Annotated in this window: 13 protein-coding genes and 1 tRNA gene; 1 reads left to right on the top strand and 13 read right to left on the bottom strand. The window is 72.7% G+C overall.

The window, feature by feature from the left end:
• Positions 1–23 precede the first annotated feature (23 nt).
• The 5 genes from ACWCXX_RS06750 to ACWCXX_RS06770 all read right to left on the bottom strand — a co-directional run bounded on the left by ACWCXX_RS06750 (position 24) and on the right by ACWCXX_RS06770 (position 8047).
• Positions 24–965 carry a helix-turn-helix domain-containing protein gene (locus ACWCXX_RS06750; RefSeq protein WP_451125034.1) on the bottom strand — a complete coding sequence of 314 codons (942 nt, stop codon included), beginning with the start codon at positions 963–965 and terminating at the stop codon, positions 24–26.
• 61 nt (positions 966–1026) lie between these two features.
• Entirely contained in the window at positions 1027–3645 is a 2619-nt protein-coding gene (locus ACWCXX_RS06755; protein WP_451125036.1) for a S8 family serine peptidase, read from the bottom strand.
• A gap of 275 nt (positions 3646–3920) precedes the next feature.
• On the bottom strand, positions 3921–4511 hold the full coding sequence (locus tag ACWCXX_RS06760) for a lytic polysaccharide monooxygenase auxiliary activity family 9 protein (RefSeq protein ID WP_451125038.1): 591 nt from the start codon (positions 4509–4511) through the stop codon (positions 3921–3923).
• A gap of 160 nt (positions 4512–4671) precedes the next feature.
• A complete protein-coding gene (locus ACWCXX_RS06765; RefSeq protein ID WP_451125356.1) occupies positions 4672–6285 on the bottom strand; it encodes an SPFH domain-containing protein in 1614 nt (537 codons plus the stop codon).
• Between the two features lie 376 nt (positions 6286–6661).
• The gene (locus ACWCXX_RS06770; RefSeq protein WP_451125040.1) at positions 6662–8047 is read right to left on the bottom strand and encodes a peptidoglycan-binding protein; all 1386 of its coding nucleotides are present in this window, start codon (positions 8045–8047) and stop codon (positions 6662–6664) included.
• A gap of 184 nt (positions 8048–8231) precedes the next feature.
• On the opposite strand from ACWCXX_RS06770, the gene ACWCXX_RS06775 reads away from it, so the two are divergent.
• Positions 8232–8305: transfer RNA gene (locus tag ACWCXX_RS06775), tRNA-Lys, on the top strand.
• Between the two features lie 346 nt (positions 8306–8651).
• Here ACWCXX_RS06775 and ACWCXX_RS06780 read toward each other — a convergent pair.
• From ACWCXX_RS06780 to ACWCXX_RS06815, 8 genes are all read right to left on the bottom strand, one after another.
• A complete protein-coding gene (locus tag ACWCXX_RS06780) occupies positions 8652–9512 on the bottom strand; it encodes a class F sortase (protein WP_451125042.1) in 861 nt (286 codons plus the stop codon).
• A gap of 2 nt (positions 9513–9514) precedes the next feature.
• Positions 9515–10087 carry a hypothetical protein gene (locus ACWCXX_RS06785; RefSeq protein WP_451125044.1) on the bottom strand — a complete coding sequence of 191 codons (573 nt, stop codon included), beginning with the start codon at positions 10085–10087 and terminating at the stop codon, positions 9515–9517.
• A 103-nt stretch (positions 10088–10190) separates the two neighbouring features.
• Positions 10191–10979 (bottom strand): HAD-IIA family hydrolase, encoded by a 789-nt coding sequence (locus ACWCXX_RS06790; RefSeq protein ID WP_451125046.1) that lies wholly within the window; start codon positions 10977–10979, stop codon positions 10191–10193.
• A 276-nt stretch (positions 10980–11255) separates the two neighbouring features.
• Positions 11256–12317 carry a 2-aminoethylphosphonate ABC transporter substrate-binding protein gene (locus ACWCXX_RS06795; protein ID WP_451125048.1) on the bottom strand — a complete coding sequence of 354 codons (1062 nt, stop codon included), beginning with the start codon at positions 12315–12317 and terminating at the stop codon, positions 11256–11258.
• A 120-nt stretch (positions 12318–12437) separates the two neighbouring features.
• Positions 12438–13235 (bottom strand): ABC transporter permease, encoded by a 798-nt coding sequence (locus ACWCXX_RS06800; protein WP_451125050.1) that lies wholly within the window; start codon positions 13233–13235, stop codon positions 12438–12440.
• Positions 13222–14184: a 2-aminoethylphosphonate ABC transporter permease subunit gene (locus tag ACWCXX_RS06805; RefSeq protein WP_451125052.1), complete on the bottom strand. Its 963-nt coding sequence runs from the start codon at positions 14182–14184 to the stop codon at positions 13222–13224. The genes ACWCXX_RS06800 and ACWCXX_RS06805 overlap by 14 nt, the downstream gene beginning before the upstream one ends.
• On the bottom strand, positions 14177–15277 hold the full coding sequence (locus ACWCXX_RS06810; protein ID WP_451125054.1) for an ABC transporter ATP-binding protein: 1101 nt from the start codon (positions 15275–15277) through the stop codon (positions 14177–14179). The genes ACWCXX_RS06805 and ACWCXX_RS06810 overlap by 8 nt, the downstream gene beginning before the upstream one ends.
• Positions 15274–16002 carry a phosphonatase-like hydrolase gene (locus tag ACWCXX_RS06815; protein WP_451125056.1) on the bottom strand — a complete coding sequence of 243 codons (729 nt, stop codon included), beginning with the start codon at positions 16000–16002 and terminating at the stop codon, positions 15274–15276. The genes ACWCXX_RS06810 and ACWCXX_RS06815 overlap by 4 nt, the downstream gene beginning before the upstream one ends.
• Between the last annotated feature and the right edge of the window lies 1 nt (position 16003).

Genomic DNA, 16003 nt, shown 5'->3' on the forward strand with positions numbered 1-16003 from the left:
ACACGGCCGGGCCCGGTCCTGGATCAGGCCCAGCCGTGGTGCCGGGCGTACCACCCCAGCTGGATCCGGGTGGAGGCCCCGGCCCGTTGCATGAGCGCCTGGATGCGCCGCTGCACGGTGCGGGTCGACAGCTCCAACTGCCCGGCCACGGCCGTGTCGGTGAGTCCGGCGAGCAGCAGCCGGAGGATGCGGGTGTCCAGGCCGTCGATGCCGTGGAGCGGTTCGCCGTAGGGGCGCGCGTGTTCCCACAGGGAGTCGAAGAGCGCCCGTGCCAGGTTCACCGGGCCGCCGCGCAGGACGAGGCTGGGGTCGGCCCCGGCGTCCCCCGGGTACATGGGCAGCATGGCCACCTCGTTGTCGCAGACGATCAGCTTGAGGGGAATCTCCTCGGTCGTCCGCACCCGGATTCCGCGCCCGAGGGATTCGTCGATGTTGTCGGCCGCGCGCGGCTCGCTCAGGAAGCTCCGGTCGATGACGGCGCGGGCCCGCAGGCCGCGCGCCATCGCCGTCGACTCCTCGGTGGTCTCCTCGCCGACGACCCGGGCGTCCCCGGTGACGAGGACGTCTATGCTGCGCCGGGCGGAGAGCTGGAGCTGGACGTAGCGCCGGCTCACCGCGTCCCGCCCCGTCACGATCTCCAGCAGTTCGCGCTGGGCCCGGCCCATGGTGCCGGTCCGGTACGTCTCCACCAGTTCGGCGACGGCGAGTTCGGCGCGGTGCAGGCTCTCGCGGCGGGCGGCCAGTTCCGCGCCGAGCGCGAGGGCGGGCGGCGCGGACACGTAGCAGCCGTCCGGCCGGCGGCTGACCAGACCGCGGCCGGCCAGCGCGTCCAGGACGGGGGCGGTGTCCGTACCGGACACGGACACCGCCCGCGCGATCTCGGCCGCGGTGGCGGACTCCACCGCGACCAGGGCCTGGTAGACGGCCTCCTCCTGGGTCGTGAGCCCCAGCTCCGCCAGTCCCACAGCCGCCCCTTCCGGTCCGCGTTCAGCTGCCCGACGGACCGGATCCTCTCATTCCGCCCGGTCAGCGGACCAGGGTGACCTCCGGAGAGGTCCAGGTCTCCGTGCCCGGAGCCTGCCTCGCGTCGCCGAGGGCCTTGTCGAACACGAACCTCAGCCGGTAGCGGCCGGCGGGAGCGGGCGAGCCGTCGGCGAGGGCGGCCTCCCAGCCGAAGAATGCCTGCCCGGTTCCCGCACCGGAGTTGCGGGCCACCCAGCGTTCGTCGTACGGGGTGGCGACCACCTTGCCCCGGGCGTCCAGGACCTGGAGCCGCATCCGCTCGTGCAGCGGGAAACCGTGCGACAGCATGACCCAGGCCTTGTCGTTGCCCGTGGCGGTGTCCGTGAGGTCGACCGTGATGGGGAGGTTCTTGCCGAAGCTGAAGTAGCCGGGGCGCAGGGCCGGGTTGTCCAGGGTGGTGTTGACCTTGGTGAAGGAGGGGTTGATCGCGGAGACCGCGTCGAAGTCGCCCGCCACGCCGAGGTAGGGCACCCGGATCTCCGGGGTGCGGGCATCGGTCCGGGTGAACTCCACCCAGCCGCCGAACAGGGTGCCCTGCGCGACGCCCCCGGGCTGCCGGACGGCCACGGTGACCTCGCGCTCGCCGTGCGCGGGAACGGTGATCCGGTCCTGTCCCAGGACCTCGACCGACCCCGCGGCGTCCGTGGGCTGCCAGTCCGAGGTGTACGGCGGGGCCGCGGAGACGGCGGCGCTCGCGCCCACCCGGTAGGTCACGGGCCGGTCGGTGGGGTTGTGGACGGTCGCGGTGCGCACCTGCTGACGCCCCTCCAGGTCGCCGAGGGCGAACCGGGACGGGGTGGCGGTCGGCCGGTCGCCGGAGACCGCGGCCAGGGCTGCGACCGCGTCGACGCGTCCGGCGCCCTGCTGGGCGATCGGCTGGCGGCCGCGTTCCGGGTCGCCCGTCATGCCCAGCGGCGTGGCCGTGTTCTGCAGCGCGGCGCGTACGCCGTCGGAGCCGAGGCCGGGCCGCGCTTCGAGCAGCAGCGCGGCGACGCCCGCGACGTGCGGCGCGGCCATCGACGTACCGGACATCACGCCGTACCGGTCGAGGGCGCGCGGCAGGGCCGACAGGATGTGGCCGCCCGGGGCCGCGATGTCGGGCTTGAACTCCAGCTCGTTGCCCGGCCCCCAGGAGGAGCCGTGGTCCATCAGCCTCTGGGTGCCCGGGGCCAGCGGCGTTCCGTCGTACGCGCCCCAGGTGAGCCGGGTGTCGGCCGGGGCGGCGAGGATGCGCTCGGCGTCGCTGCCGCGGATGCCCACCAGCGGGATGCCGGCCGTGCCGCAGCACGTCGTGCCGGGGAAGTCGCCGGGTCGGGCGGGGTCGTAGTAGACGCCCCCGACGGCACCGGCGGCTTCGGCGTTGCGGGCGCGGTCCATCATGCGGCAGTACGGGTCGCCGCTCGGCTCGAAGAGCGCGATCCGCCCGGTGAGGCTGCCCTCGGGCAGCGGCTCGCAGCCGCCGGTCGTCGGTGTGATCGGGTGGTCGCCGGCCGACGGTGTGGCGGCGGCGCGGCCGACGGCCTCGTACGGCACGGGGGCCGGCGATCCGTCGTCGAGGGTGAAGGCCAGGTAGGGGTGGTGGGTGTTGTAGGTGCTGCCCACCGCTATCGCGCCGTCGGCGACCGCCGGGGCGCCCGCGTTGAAGGGGCCCGCGTATCCGTTGCCGTTGGCGACGACGGTGGGCACGCCGGAGTCGGCGAGGTTGGTGACCGCGAGGGACAGCACGCTGCTGCTGCGTTCGCCCTTCGCGCCCAGGCTCATGTTGACGACGTCCACGCCGTCCGCCGCGGCCCGGTCGAGCGCGGCGACGATGATGTCGTCGGTGGCCGGGTTCTTGGTGCCGAAGACCCGGTAGGAACGCAGGGTCGCGTCCGGGGCGACGCCCCGGATGTGCGTGTCGTCACCGGCGACGATCCCGGCGACATGGGTGCCGTGTCCGGCGGCGGGTGCGTCCGTGTCGTCGTACGGGTCGCCGTCCTCGTCCGCGAAGTCGTAGCCGCCCAGCACCTTGGCGTTGGGGAAGCCCCCGCCGCCGAGCGCCGGATGGTCGTACGCGACACCGCTGTCGATGATGCCGACGGTCACGCCCTTGCCGGTGTGCCCCTCGCGGTGCGCCTGCGGTACGCCGGTCAGATCGGTGACGGTGACGGTCTCGCGGCCCGTGGCGTCGGTGCCGGACGCCTTCGCGGCGCCGGACGCCCGCGCCAGGGCCTTCTCGACGACCTCCCGGGGCACGGACGCCGGGCGTTCCGGGGTCTCGTACACCTGCGGCTCGGCCACGGAGGCCACCCCGGGGAGGGTGCGCAGCCGCCCGGCCTGCGAGGCGGGGACCTCGACCGCGAGGCCGTTGACGACGTTGCGGTAGCGGCGGTGGACGGACAGCTCGATGCCCGCCTCCTTCGCGGCGTCGAGCAGGGCCTGCTGGGACCTGTCGACCGCGCCGCGCGCGGCCGTCCGGTCACGGGCCACGGACCGCTGTGCGGCGGGCGCGCTGTCGAGGGTGACGATGCGGGTGACCGCGCGCTCCGGCCCGGCGGCGACGGCCGCGTCGGCCGGGGCGCCCGGTAGGGAGAGCGCGAGCGTCAGAATGCCGGTCGTCGCGGCAAGGGCTGTTTTATACACGTTGGTTGATGAAACGCGGCCCCCCAGAGTGCGTCAACACGGGGCGTACGTCGTGATTCCGCCTTGGCGGTTTCTCGACACTCGCCCTGCCGAACGCGTCGGCCCGCGCTTCGAAGGACGTGCTGCGGCCGGTGCGGGCCCGTGGTCCGGGCCCGCACCGGCCGAGTCGGCGTGACGTCCGTCGTGCGGCGGTCACCGTTCGGAACGGGACGCCGGAACCGGAACGGGACGCCGGATTCAGAACCGGGCGTCGGAGTCGGAACCGGACGCCGGAGTCAGAACTGGACGTCGGAGCACGCGTAGAACGCGTTCGCCGTGTCGGCGATGTTCCAGACGCTCAGGATGATGTGCTTGCCGGTCTTCTGAGTGGGGATGGTGCCCTGCTGGGTCAGGGTCGCGGGCGGCTGCTTGCCGCCGTACGGCACCGTCATGAAGGGCTGCGACTCCAGGTCCGCCCTGGTGAGCGGCTTGGTGGGGTCCCAGCCGTCCTTGGTGATGTAGTAGCGGAAGTCGGTCGTGGCGTGGCGTGCGGTGAACTGCCAGCGGAAGCTGAAGCCCTGACCCGCCGTCACATTGGTGGCAGGCCAGTTGCCGCCGCGCGGGTCGTCGAGCTGGGCGAACTCCCCGTGGCCGCCGGAGCAGATCCGGCCGTCGGCCGGACCCGCCGCCGGGAAGCCCTTGGGCCCCTCGACGCTCTGCGGCTCCCACTGGATGTTGCCGCAGCCGGTCACCGTGCCGTTGGCACAGAGCTTCTGACGGCTGATGGGGTTGTCGGTGTAACCGTGGCTCCCGGCACTGCTCGTCGCGAGCATCGAGACGCCCGCCACCACCAGACCGACCACGGCCGCACTAGCCCTTTTACGCATTGCTGTCGCTCCTCGAGAACGTGGGGGAAAGTTCCATGAGCCCTGCTGCACGCGCGTTCTGCGGTCTAGACCAAGTCTTAGATTATTGACGGGATATGAACATGTCCAGACCAATGAGAGTCCGATTCCGCTTGGCCGCCCCAGAGGCCCCGCGGTCCCCTCAGGCCCCCTCCCCGCCGCTCCGTCCGGTGTAGAAGGCCACCGTCAAGTCCTTGACCAGGGCCTTCCGTTCGTAGTCGTCCAGCTCGACGATTCCCCGCGCGGTCAGTCGGTTGACGGTGTCGTCCACGGCGTCGACGACCGAAGTGAGCACGCTGTCACGGTGCTTGGCGTCGATGGCGGCGATCCGCCGTCGCTGCATGGCCGCGGCGACCTCCGGCGCGTACTCGATCCCGGTCGGCTGCGCCGAGTACACCTCGATGCCGACGGGTTCGCAGTCCGCCTTCAGCATCCGGGTCAGCGCGTCACCGACCGCCTCCGCGTTGCGCAGGGTGGGGGCGTCCTCGTGGAAGGCGTCGGCGGGCAGTTGCGAGAGGACCCGGGCCATCGCCGCCTCGACCTGCTCGCGCAGATACGTTTCATGGTCGGCGACCCCGAGCACCGCCTGGACGGTGTCCTTGATCCGCCACACCACGAGGACGACGACGCGCAGCGCCGTGCCGTTGGCGTCCACCGCGGGCAGCGCTTCGCTGCGCCAGTGCCGCAGGCGCACGTCGACCCGGCGACGCAGCAGCAGCGGGCTGATCCACATCAGTCCGGTGCGCCGCACGCTTCCCCGGTACTTGCCGAAGAGCGTCAGCACCCAGGCGTGGCCGACCCGTCCGCGGCTCAGGCCGCCGAGTGCGAAGAGCACCGCCGAGAGGAGGGCCGCGAGCGCCGCCCAGGCGCCCAGCCCGATCCCGTCGTACGGGCGCGGGTCGAGCCCGAACCGGGCGAGCGCGGCGGCGGGCAGGGCGCCGGCCCACCAGAGGACGGCGCCACTGCCTGCGGTTCCGAGCAGTGCGGCGAGCACCGCCACCCAGCCGGGCAGCGCGGGCCCCGGCCGTTCGGTGAGCCGTGGATCGCCGAGCGGCGCCGGCCGCGTCGAGGGCCGCACCTGCGGCCCCCTCGGCGAGGGCGGTCTGCGCACCCCGGCCGCCGACCGGTCGCCGCCGGTCCTCCGCCGCGCCGCCCCGCCGGGGAGCGCGGCGGCGTCGGCCCGCGCGGCGGCGTCGGCCCGCGCGGCGTCCTCGCGGAAGAGCAGGTGTACGGGGATGGTCGCGGTCCGCTCGGTGGCGATGACCGCGTGATGGCGGCCGGTTCCCCACAGTCCGTTGCCGGACCGCGCGGCCCCGTCGCCGCCGGACACGGGCAGGGAGTCGAAGACGGTGCCGGGCACGGTGCGGCGCCGGGGCGGGGCGGAGGAAGCCGCGGCGCCCTGATCGGGGACGGACACGTCCGGGACGGGACCGGATCCGCCCGCCCGCGCTCCCCCGGACGCCCCCGTCGCTCCGGCCGGGACCGACACCGAGGCCGAGGCCGCGCCGAACGCGGTGCCCACGCTCTCGCCCGGCACCAGGTCCAGCACGAGGTCGAGCACGGAGTCCGCCCCGACACCCGGAGCGGAACCCGGACCCTCGCCCTCGCCCGGGTCCGAGACCGAGACCGAGGCCGAGGCCGATGCAGGGTCCGAGGCCGAGGCAGGAGCCGGTACCGAAGCCGAAGCCGAGGCCGAAGCCGAGGCCGAGGCAGGAGCCGGTACCGAAGCCGAGGCCGGAGCCGAGACCGGAGCCAGGTCCGAGGCCGGGTCCGGGGCTGGAGCCGAAGCCGAGCCCGGTGCCGGAGCGGAAGCGAGGACCGGCGCCCGGTCGGGACCGCGATCCGCACCGCCATCACCCCCACCCGGCCCGGTGTTCCCGTCCCCGCCCGGCCCGGTGTTCCCCTCCCCACCCGGCCCGGTGTTCCCGTCCGCGCCGGACGCCGGGGCCGGCTCCCCGGACGGGCCGCCCGGGGAGTCCGCGCCCTCGTGCGGCACCGTCCGGCCGGAGCCCCACGCGTGGACCGGCCCCCGTCGCCGTTCCCGCTCCCCCTCCCGCCCCGTTCCGTTCTCCGGGTTCCCGGAGCTGTCCGACACCTTGGATCGCATTCCCACCTCCATCATGTCCGTCCTGTCACGCGAAGATTCGCCGCCAGGTCTCCGGGCCGGGATAGCCGTCGGCCTCCTTGCCCCGCCAGCCCTGAGCCCGCTGGAAGGCTTCGACATTGCGCCGGTCCGCCTCGGTCCACCGGGGTCCGGGGCCCGAGGCGTAGTGCTTGCCGTATCCCTTCTTCACCAACTGCTTGCCGAGCCTCTCGACATGGCTGTTGGACTGGCCGGGCCGGAAATAACTCCGCCCGGGGAACTTCGAACCCGGCTTCGAACTGTTCTGTCCGGTCCCCGTCCCGCTTCCGCCCCCGCCGGGGATGTCGTGGCCGGTCCCGGCGACCAGGAGCCGCCAAGTGGCGGGGCCGGGGATGCCGTCCGCCTCCTTGCCCTTCCAGCCCTGGGCCTTCTGGAACGCCTGGGTGGCGCGCCGGTCCGCCTCGCCCCAGCCGGGGCCGGGGCCGACCCCGTAGAAACGTTTGCCCCCGCGGTTCACGAGCATCCGGCCGAGCTCGGTGACGTACTTGTTGCTGGCGCCGGGGCCGAACATCTTGGCGCCGGGGAACCCCTGCGTCGAGGCGCTGCCACCGCTGCTCCCGCCGGCGAGGCCCTTGTAGCGATACGCGACGTAGCCGCCCGAGTGGTTCCAGTACGCCATGGGCGTCGTCCGCTTGCGGGTGTACGGCTTCGTCTGCTCGTACGCCGTGTAATGGGTGTGCGTGTAGTCGGTCCAGCCGCCGAAGATCGTGACGTGCGAGCCCTTGGAGGGGTCGGCCGGGTTGTGGAAGAGCAGGATGTCGCCGGGCTGGAGGTCCTCCCGCGCGATCCGCGTCCCGAACGCGGAGAGACTGCCGGTCCATTCGTTGCCCGGCAGGTTCCAGGCCATCGACACGAAGCCGGAGCAGTCCTGCCGGTAGCCGTCCGGCCAGTACTTCACCATGCTGTACGGGACCTGCGCGGACACCCACTTCTTCGCCCGGTTGATGATGTCGGCCCGGTTGGTGCTGCGCAGCTTGGGCGTGGTGGTCGTGGACGAGGGCGGGCCCGAGGCCCCGGCGCCGCGCAGCGGTCCGGGCCCGCCCTGCGGACTGTCCGGGCCCGGGTCGATCCAGGCGTCCGGGACGCCCTGGTCCGAGGAGACCGAGGGGTCCGTCAGGGCCGCCGGGTCGGGCCGGGCGGCACCGGCCCTCTCCACCGCCCGGTCGGTCTTCGCGTCCGCCGCCTCCGCCGCGCCGCTGCTCAGCACCACGCCGGCCGCGGTGACCAGCACCATCGCGCGACGGGCGCCATGGGCGGCCGGGTGGCCTCCGTCCCGCACGGGCAACGCACCGGCGGCAGCCCGCCGCTGTGCGGCGCATCCCGCACAGATGCAGTCGATGGCGGGCACGTACTCCTCGAAGGCCGGGACAGTCATGTGGTTCCCCTCCGCACTCGTCAAGATCCTTTGGCGCGTTCGCACGGGCGCCAGTGTCTCAACTCTCCTGACATATCGCATTTTGACTGATGGAAGAGAAAAAACGACCATCCGACAGGCCGGAGTGGTCGGGAAATGGTCAGGAGCACCCCTCGACTTCGGGTAGAGTTGTGCAGGTCAGCAGGCGCCGCTAGCTCAGTTGGTTAGAGCAGCTGACTCTTAATCAGCGGGTCCGGGGTTCGAGTCCCTGGCGGCGCACGCAGAGTCGAAACCCCCTCACCACGCGTGAGGGGGTTTCTTCATTTCCGCCGCCTTCCGCAGGTGACTCACAGCCAACTCGCAGGTGTCACACAGTCACCGTTCTGTTACCCAGTGACACGGAGATCATTCCCCCGCGCCTCCACGCACCCCCTCCGCGAGGACTCCCCGAAGCGCGCTCACAACCGGCAACCCGCTCTTCTCGCCCTTGGGATCGGAGCCCCGGCCGACCGCCCCGCTCAGGGGCATCGGCCCCAACCGGGCCGACTCGCCGGGCAGTCGGGGACCGCGGAGGGCGCGGAGCGCACCAGAGACGTGCGGCGCCAGGACATCGTTTGACGATGCGTCAGAAGTGTTCGGGGGAAGGGGAAGTAGATGCCGTACGGCCCCGGGGGCGGTCGCCCCGGCCTGTGTCGCTCCCGCCGGATTTCCCATTGGACTTCCCAGGGGTTTTCCCGCCGGTTTTCCCGTCGGGCTTCCCGGCGGTTTTCCCGTCGGGCTTTCCGGCGGATTTCCCGTCGGGCTTTCCGGCGGATTTCCCGTCGGGCTTCTCGCCGGTGAGATAGGCCGAGACGACCACGTTGGCGTCGTAGGAGCGGGACGCCCGGTCGTAGGTGCCGCCGCAGGTGATCAGCCGGAGTTCCGCCCGGCCGTCCTCGCGCGGGCCGTACGCCTTGGCGGCGTCGAAGCGTGCCCGGGTGAAGACCTGGACGTCGTCGACGGTGAATTCGGCGACGGTGCCGTCCGTGCCGGTGACCTCGACCTTGGCGCCGGGGCGGGTGGCGCTCAGCCCGTAGAAGACGGCCGGGTCGGTCTCGGTGTCGACGTGGCCGACGAGGAGGGCGGGGCCCTTCGCGCCGGGCCGGGCGCCGTCGCCGTACCAGCCGACGGTCTGGGGCGCGTCGAACGGGGGCGGTTCGATCGCACCGTCCTTGTCCAGGCCGCGGGCGATCACGGGTGCGTCGACGCCGATCGACGGGACCTCGACGCGTCGCGGGACCGCGCCCTCGACCGGCTCGTGCGGCGGGGGCAGCGCCACCCCGAGGGGGCGCCCCACCGCGGCGACGTCCCCGGTCGTCGGAGCGGAACCGGCGCCGGAGCCGTCGGTGATCCCGCGCCCCCAGAGCCACAGGCCCAGCAGCAGGACGGCCCAGGTCACTCCGGCGAGCAGTCTGCCGTGTCCGGCGGGGCGGTCCGGGGCGGACACGGTCAGTCCGTGGCCGGGCGGCGACGCCGACGGACGCTGCGCAGCGCGACGGCCACGGCCGTGACGGCGGCCAGGGCCAGGCCGGTCACCGTGTGCACGGTGCCGGGGCCTTCCTGCCGGGCCTCCCGTTCGGCGAGGACGGCGGCGCCGCCACCGCCCGCGCGCACCGGGGCCGCGGGGGTGGCCCGGCCCCGCTCGGTGACGGTTACCGTGCCGGTGGCCTCGGCGCTCTTGCCGTCCCCGCAGACGGCGCGGATGTCGTGGTCGCCCGGGGAGGCGTCCGAGCCGACCCGGGCCTCGGCGAACAGGTCCCCGTCCGCGGCGGGCGAGAAGCCCGCCGCGGAGACGAGGGCGTCGGACGTCCCCTCGGCCTTCCGGCCCTCGCAGCCCTCCAGCCGCAGGTCCACCTCGCCGCCGGGCCCGACGGTGGACGGGGTCACCGTGAGGGTGGCGCGGGAGCCCCGGCCCTTTTCGTGGCCGGGCCCCGGTTCCGAGTCGGCCAGTGCGGCGGGGGCCGGCACCAGGGTCGCCGCGACGATCGCGGCGGCACAGAACGTGAGGGGCGTGGAACGCATTGTGAACCTCCTCAGTGAAGGTTCACGCCTCCGGAGCCTTTTCGCATCCGCAGGGCCTGCTCGTCTCCCCTCCCCCGCGCCGCTCCTTCCCCGGCCCGGTGGCTCAGCCCTCGTCGACGAGGGCGACCAGGTCGGCGATCGAGTCGACGACCGTGGACGGCCGGAAGGGGTACTTGTCGATGTCGGCGACCGTGGTGAGGCCGGTGAGGACCAGGAAGGTCTGCATCCCCGCCTCCAGACCGGCCAGCACGTCGGTGTCCATCCGGTCGCCGATCATGGCGCTGGACTCGGAGTGGGCGCCGATCGCGTTGAGCCCGGTGCGCATCATCAGCGGGTTGGGCTTGCCCGCGAAGTACGGGGCCTTGCCGGTGGCCTTGGTGATGAGGGCGGCGACGGAGCCGGTGGCGGGCAGCGGGCCCTCGGCGGACGGGCCGGTCTCGTCGGGGTTGGTGCAGATGAAGCGGGCACCGCCATTGATCAGCCGGATCGCCTTGGTGAGCGCCTCGAAGCTGTACGTGCGGGTCTCGCCGAGGACCACGTAGTCCGGCTCGTGGTCGGTGAGGACGTAGCCGATGTCGTGCAGGGCGGTGGTGAGCCCGGCCTCGCCGATGACGTACGCCGTGCCGCCGGGCCGCTGGTCGTCCAGGAACTGGGCGGTGGCCAGGGCGGAGGTCCAGATGTTCGCCACGGGCACGTCCAGGCCCATGCGGCTCAGCCGGGCGTGCAGGTCGCGGGCGGTGTAGATGGAGTTGTTGGTGAGGACCAGGAAGGGCAGGCCCGAGTCACGCAACCGCTTGATGAAGGCGTCCGCGCCGGGAATCGGCGTGCCCTCGTGGATCAGGACTCCGTCCATGTCGGTGAGCCAGGACGAGATCGGCTTGCGCTCTGCCATGCGGGGGACTCCTGCCGTACGTCGTGTGCGGGGACGCCGGCGGCACCGCGCTGTGCAGCGCCGACGCCCTCGATTTTAGGCCGCCCCGGATGTGGCGTTTCCGGGCCGTCCGGGAGCGCCGCGGGCTGCCCCTCCGCCCCTGCCCCTGCGCCTCCCCTGCGGCAACGGTGGCCGCCGACGGACCGGACACGTTGCCCGTCCGTGATGATCCGTCGGCGGTCGTCGTCCCGCAGCACCCGCCCCGCGGAACCCGTCCGGCGGGCCCGCCCCGCGGGGTCAGCTGCCGGTGGCCGACTTCCAGGCGCCGACGTACGTGTCCAGGTTGGTGCCGATGTCCGACCAGTCCGGCTCGAAGATCTCCACGCCGTCCATCAGCTTGGCGAGCGCGATGGCGTTGGCGTCGGTGGGCGCGACGTCCTTGCGGGCGGAGAAGCCGCCGCCGACCGCGCTGACCTCCTTCTGGGCCTGCTCGGAGAGCATGAAGTCGAGCAGCTTCTTGCCGTTGGCGCTGTGCGGGGCCTTGTTCACCAGGCCTGCCGCGTACGGCAGCGCGAAGGTGGTGGGCTTGCCGCCCTGCTTCGCGGGGAACCAGATGCCGAGGTTCGGCATGTCCTTGGACTGCGCGAAGTTCATCTGGACATCGCCGTTGGCGGCGAGCAGTTCGCCCTTGTCCACCTTGGGCGCCAGCTTGCCCGTGGAGGCGGACGGGCCGACGTTGTTGGCCTGGAGCTTCTTCAGGTAGGCCATCGCCGGCTCCTTGCCGCCGAAGTCGTGCATGGCCTTGATGAGCACGGCCGTGCCGTCACCGGCGACCCCGGGCGTGGAGTACTGGATCTTGTTCTTGAACTTTCCGTCGAGCAGCTCCTCCCAGGTGGTGGGCGCCGACTTCAGTTCCTTCTTGTTGCAGATGAAGCCGAAGTAGTTGTTGACGACCGAGGTCCACTTGGAGTCGGACGCCTTGTCCGCGGCGTCGACGCCCTCGGAGCCGGCCGGGGTGTACGCCGTCAGCAGGCCCTTGCTGTCGGCCTGCTGGATGAAGGGCGGCAGGGTGACCAGCACGTCGGCCTGGGTGTTGGACTTCTCGCGGACGGCGCGCTGCACCATCTCGCCCGAGCCGCCCTCCACGTACTTGACCTTGATGCCGGTCTTCTTCTCGAAGTCCTTGAACACCTTGTCGTACCAGCCGTCGCCGTTCTCGCCCTTGAGGCCGTCGGCGCTGTAGACGGTGACGACCTTCTCGTCGGACGCGGCCGACGAGCCGCCGCAGGCGGAGAGCGTGGCGGCGAGGGCGAGGCAGCCGGTGACGGCGGCTACGGGCTTGAGGTGGTTCTTGCGCATGGCAGTCGTATCTCCTGGGTGTCGGCCGGAAGCCGGCCGGAGTCGTTACGGGGGTGGCGGCGGATCGACGGGTGGCGTGCCGGCCGGGGTGTGGCTGATCTGCGGGACCGTCAGGGGCCGTCAGCGGTACGAGGCCCTGGTGCGGATGCGGGAGACGCCGAGCAGCACGAGCAGCGTCGTTCCCATCAGGACCACGGCGACGGCCGCACCGGTGAAGAGCGAACCGCGGTCGGTGGCCGCGAAGATCTGCACCGGGAGCGGTGTCCAGTCCGGCGGGTAGAGCATCATCGTGGCGCTCAACTCGCCCATGGACAGCGCGAAGCAGAGTCCCGCCGCCGCCGTGAGGGACGGCAGCAGGAGCGGCAGCTTGACCCGCCACAGCACCCGGCCGGGACCGGCGCCGAGGCCGGCCGCCGCCTGCTCGTACATCGGGTCGAGGCGCAGTGTCGCCGCCGAAACCGACGAATAGGCGAACGCGGTGACAAGAATGGTGTGCGCCAGGATCACGATCCAGCGCGTCCCGTTCAGCAGCATCGGCGGCCTGCTGAACGCGACGAGCACGGCGAGGCCCACCACGACGGACGGCACGGCGACCGGCAGCATGAACAGCGCGTCGAGGAACCGCTTGCCGCGCCTGCGCATCGAGGCGGCGGCGAGCGCGGCCCAGGAGCCGATGGTGAGGGCGAGCAGGCTGGCGGCGACGGCGGTGACCAGGCTGGTGGTCAGGGCCTGGAGGGAGTCGCCGCCGGTCGCCGCCGCGTAGTGCTTCACGGTCGGCCCGGAGGGGAAGGCCCCGGACCAGTTGGTCGCGAACGACGCGGCGAGGACGACCAGCAGCGGCACCGCGAACAGCGGGACGAAGAGCACGAAGAACACGGCCCAGGTGGCCCATTTCCCCGTACGGCTATGCACCAACACGACGACTCACCATCCGGTACAGGCTGTAGAGGCCGACGGAGATCACGATGTTGACGACGGCGACGACGCAGGCCGAGGGGTAGTCGGACTCCAGGATCGCCTTGCTGTAGACGAGCATCGGCAGGGTCGTGACCCCCTTCGCGCCGGTGAACAGCACGATGCCGAACTCGTTGAGACACATCACGAGGACGAGGCTGCCGCCCGCGGCGAGCGCGGGGAGCGCCTCGGGGAGGATCACCTGCCGCACGATCCGGGCGGGCTTCGCGCCCAGCGAGGACGCCACCTCCAGTTGCGCGCTGTCGAGCTGCGAGAACGCGGCGAGCAGCGGGCGCATCACGAACGGGGTGAAGTAGGTGATCTCGGCGAGCAGGACGCCCCACGGGGTGGTGAGGAAGTCGAAGGGGCCGCTCGACGCCCCGGTGAGGTCCGTCCAGACGCCGTTGGCCATGCCGACATTGCCGTAGATGAACAGCAGGGCGAGCGTGATCAGGAACGACGGGAAGGAGAGGAAGACGTCGATGAACCTGGCGACCGCCCGGCAGCCGGGGAACGGCACGAAGGCGATGATCATGGCCAGGACGAAGCCGAGCACGAGGCAGCCGACCGTGGCACCGGCCGCCAGCCGGACGGTGGTCGTCAGGGCCGAGCGGAACGCCTCGGAGGCGAACACCTCGCCGTACGGGGCGAGCGAGGTGCCGCCCTCGTCCGGGGTGACGGACTGCTGGACGACGAGGGCCAGCGGGTGGAGGAAGACGAGGGCGAGCACGGCGACGGGCGGCAGCGCCCAGACGAAGCGGGGGACGCGGCGGGCCTCGCGGGCCGGGGGACGCGGGCCGGCCGCCGCCGGGGGCGTCGCCCCGGACGGGCCGGTCCCGCCCCTGTCGGTGCGCCTGCGCGGCGCCTTCGTCGCCGTGGCACCGGGTACGACGGAGTGGACGGTGCTAACCATTGGCCCCTCCCCCGGCTCCCGGCGCCGTGCCCGCGGGCAGCAGCACCGCGTCCTCGGCCGCGAAGTGCACGGTGACCCGGTCGCCGAGCGCCGGGGTCTCGCGCAGTTCGCGCAGGTCGGCCTTGACCCGGTGGCCGTTCACGTCGACGTACAGCCGGTGGGTGGAGCCGCGCCACTGGACCTCGGCGATGGTGCCGTCCAGGGCGTTGGGCCCGGCGCCGATCCCGACCAGGTGGGGCCGGACGCACAGGGTGGCGGTGGCTCCGCGGGCCGCTTCGCCGGTCGGTACGTCGAGCGCGTGCCCGGCGAAGTCGACGGTGTCGGTGCCGTCGGCGACGGTGACCGGCAGCAGGTTGGCGCTGCCGACGAACGAGGCGGTGAATTCCGTGCGCGGGCGGCGGTACAGGTCCTGCGGGGTGCCGCAGTCCTGGAGGCGCGCCTTGTCCATGACCGCGATCCGGTCGGCGAGGGTGAGCGCCTCCACCTGGTCGTGGGTGACGTACAGGATGGAGACGTCGGGCAACTCGCGGTGCAGCCTTGCCAGTTCGGCGAGCATTCCGGAGCGGAGCTGGGCGTCGAGCGCGGAGAGCGGTTCGTCGAGCAGCAGGACGCCGGGCCGGATGGCGAGTGCGCGGGCGATGGCGACGCGCTGCTGCTGGCCGCCGGAGAGTTCGCGCGGGTAGCGCTCGGCGTAGGCGGCCATGCCGACGAGTTCGAGTGCCTCGGCGACCCGGGCGGGGATCTCCGCCTTCGCGACCTTGTGGGACTTGAGCCCGAAGGCGACGTTGTCCCGGACCCGCATGTGCGGGAAGAGGGCGTACTGCTGGACGACCATGCCGATGCCGCGTCGGTGCGGCGGCAGCGCGGTCACGTCGCGGTCGCCCAGGTACACCCGGCCCGATGCGGGCCGGACGAATCCGGCGACGGCCCGCAGGGCGGTGGTCTTGCCGGACCCGGAGGGACCGAGCAGTGCCATGACTTCGCCGGGTTCGACGGTCAGGTCGAGCCGGTCGAGCACGGTGTTCCCGCCGTACACGACGCTGACCTGGTCGAACCTGATGCCGCTGCGAACGGCCCGGTCCCCGCCCGTCATGCCTCTGCCCGCGCGATCAGGTCAGGGAGTTCGGCGACCGAGCCGAGCACGTGCGTGGCGCCGTGCCGGGCCAGCTGGTCCTTGTCGTGGGCGCCGGTGAGCACCCCGGCCACGATCCCGGCCCCGGAGCGCACGCCGCTGAGCATGTCGTACGAGGTGTCGCCCGCGACCACGATCTGCCGGACGTCGTCGACGGCGCCGGTGCGCAGGAACGCGGCGAGGACCATGTCCGGGCAGGGGCGGCCGCGACCGCCCGCGTCGGCCGGGCAGAGGGTCAGGGCGACCAGGTCCTGCCAGCCGAGCGCGGCCAGGATGGCGTCCTGGGTGGTGCGGGCGAAGCCGGTGGTCAGGACCACGGTCCGGCCCTCGCCCTTGAGCCGCTCGATGGCCTCGCGGGCGCCGGGGACCGGGGCGATGCGGCCGCCGTCGACGAGTTCGCCGTACGCCTCCTCGAAGGCGGTGTTGGCCTGCTGGGCCCGGTCCTCGTCGCCGAAGAGGTGACGGAAGACGGAGATCTTCGACTCGCCCATGGTGGCGCGCACGTAGTCGAGCTTCTCGGCGTGGTCGGCGGAGCCGGGCCGCACGCCGAGGCGTTCGGCCGCGACGGAGAACGCCTGCTCGACGAGGCCCCCGTCGGCGACGGTGGTGCCGGCCATGTCGAGGACGATCAGGTTCAGCTTCCCGGTGTTCGGGTTCTCGGTGTTCGGGTTCTCGGTGTTGCTCAAC

The sequence above is a fragment of the Streptomyces sp. NPDC001732 genome (genome assembly GCF_053596315.1).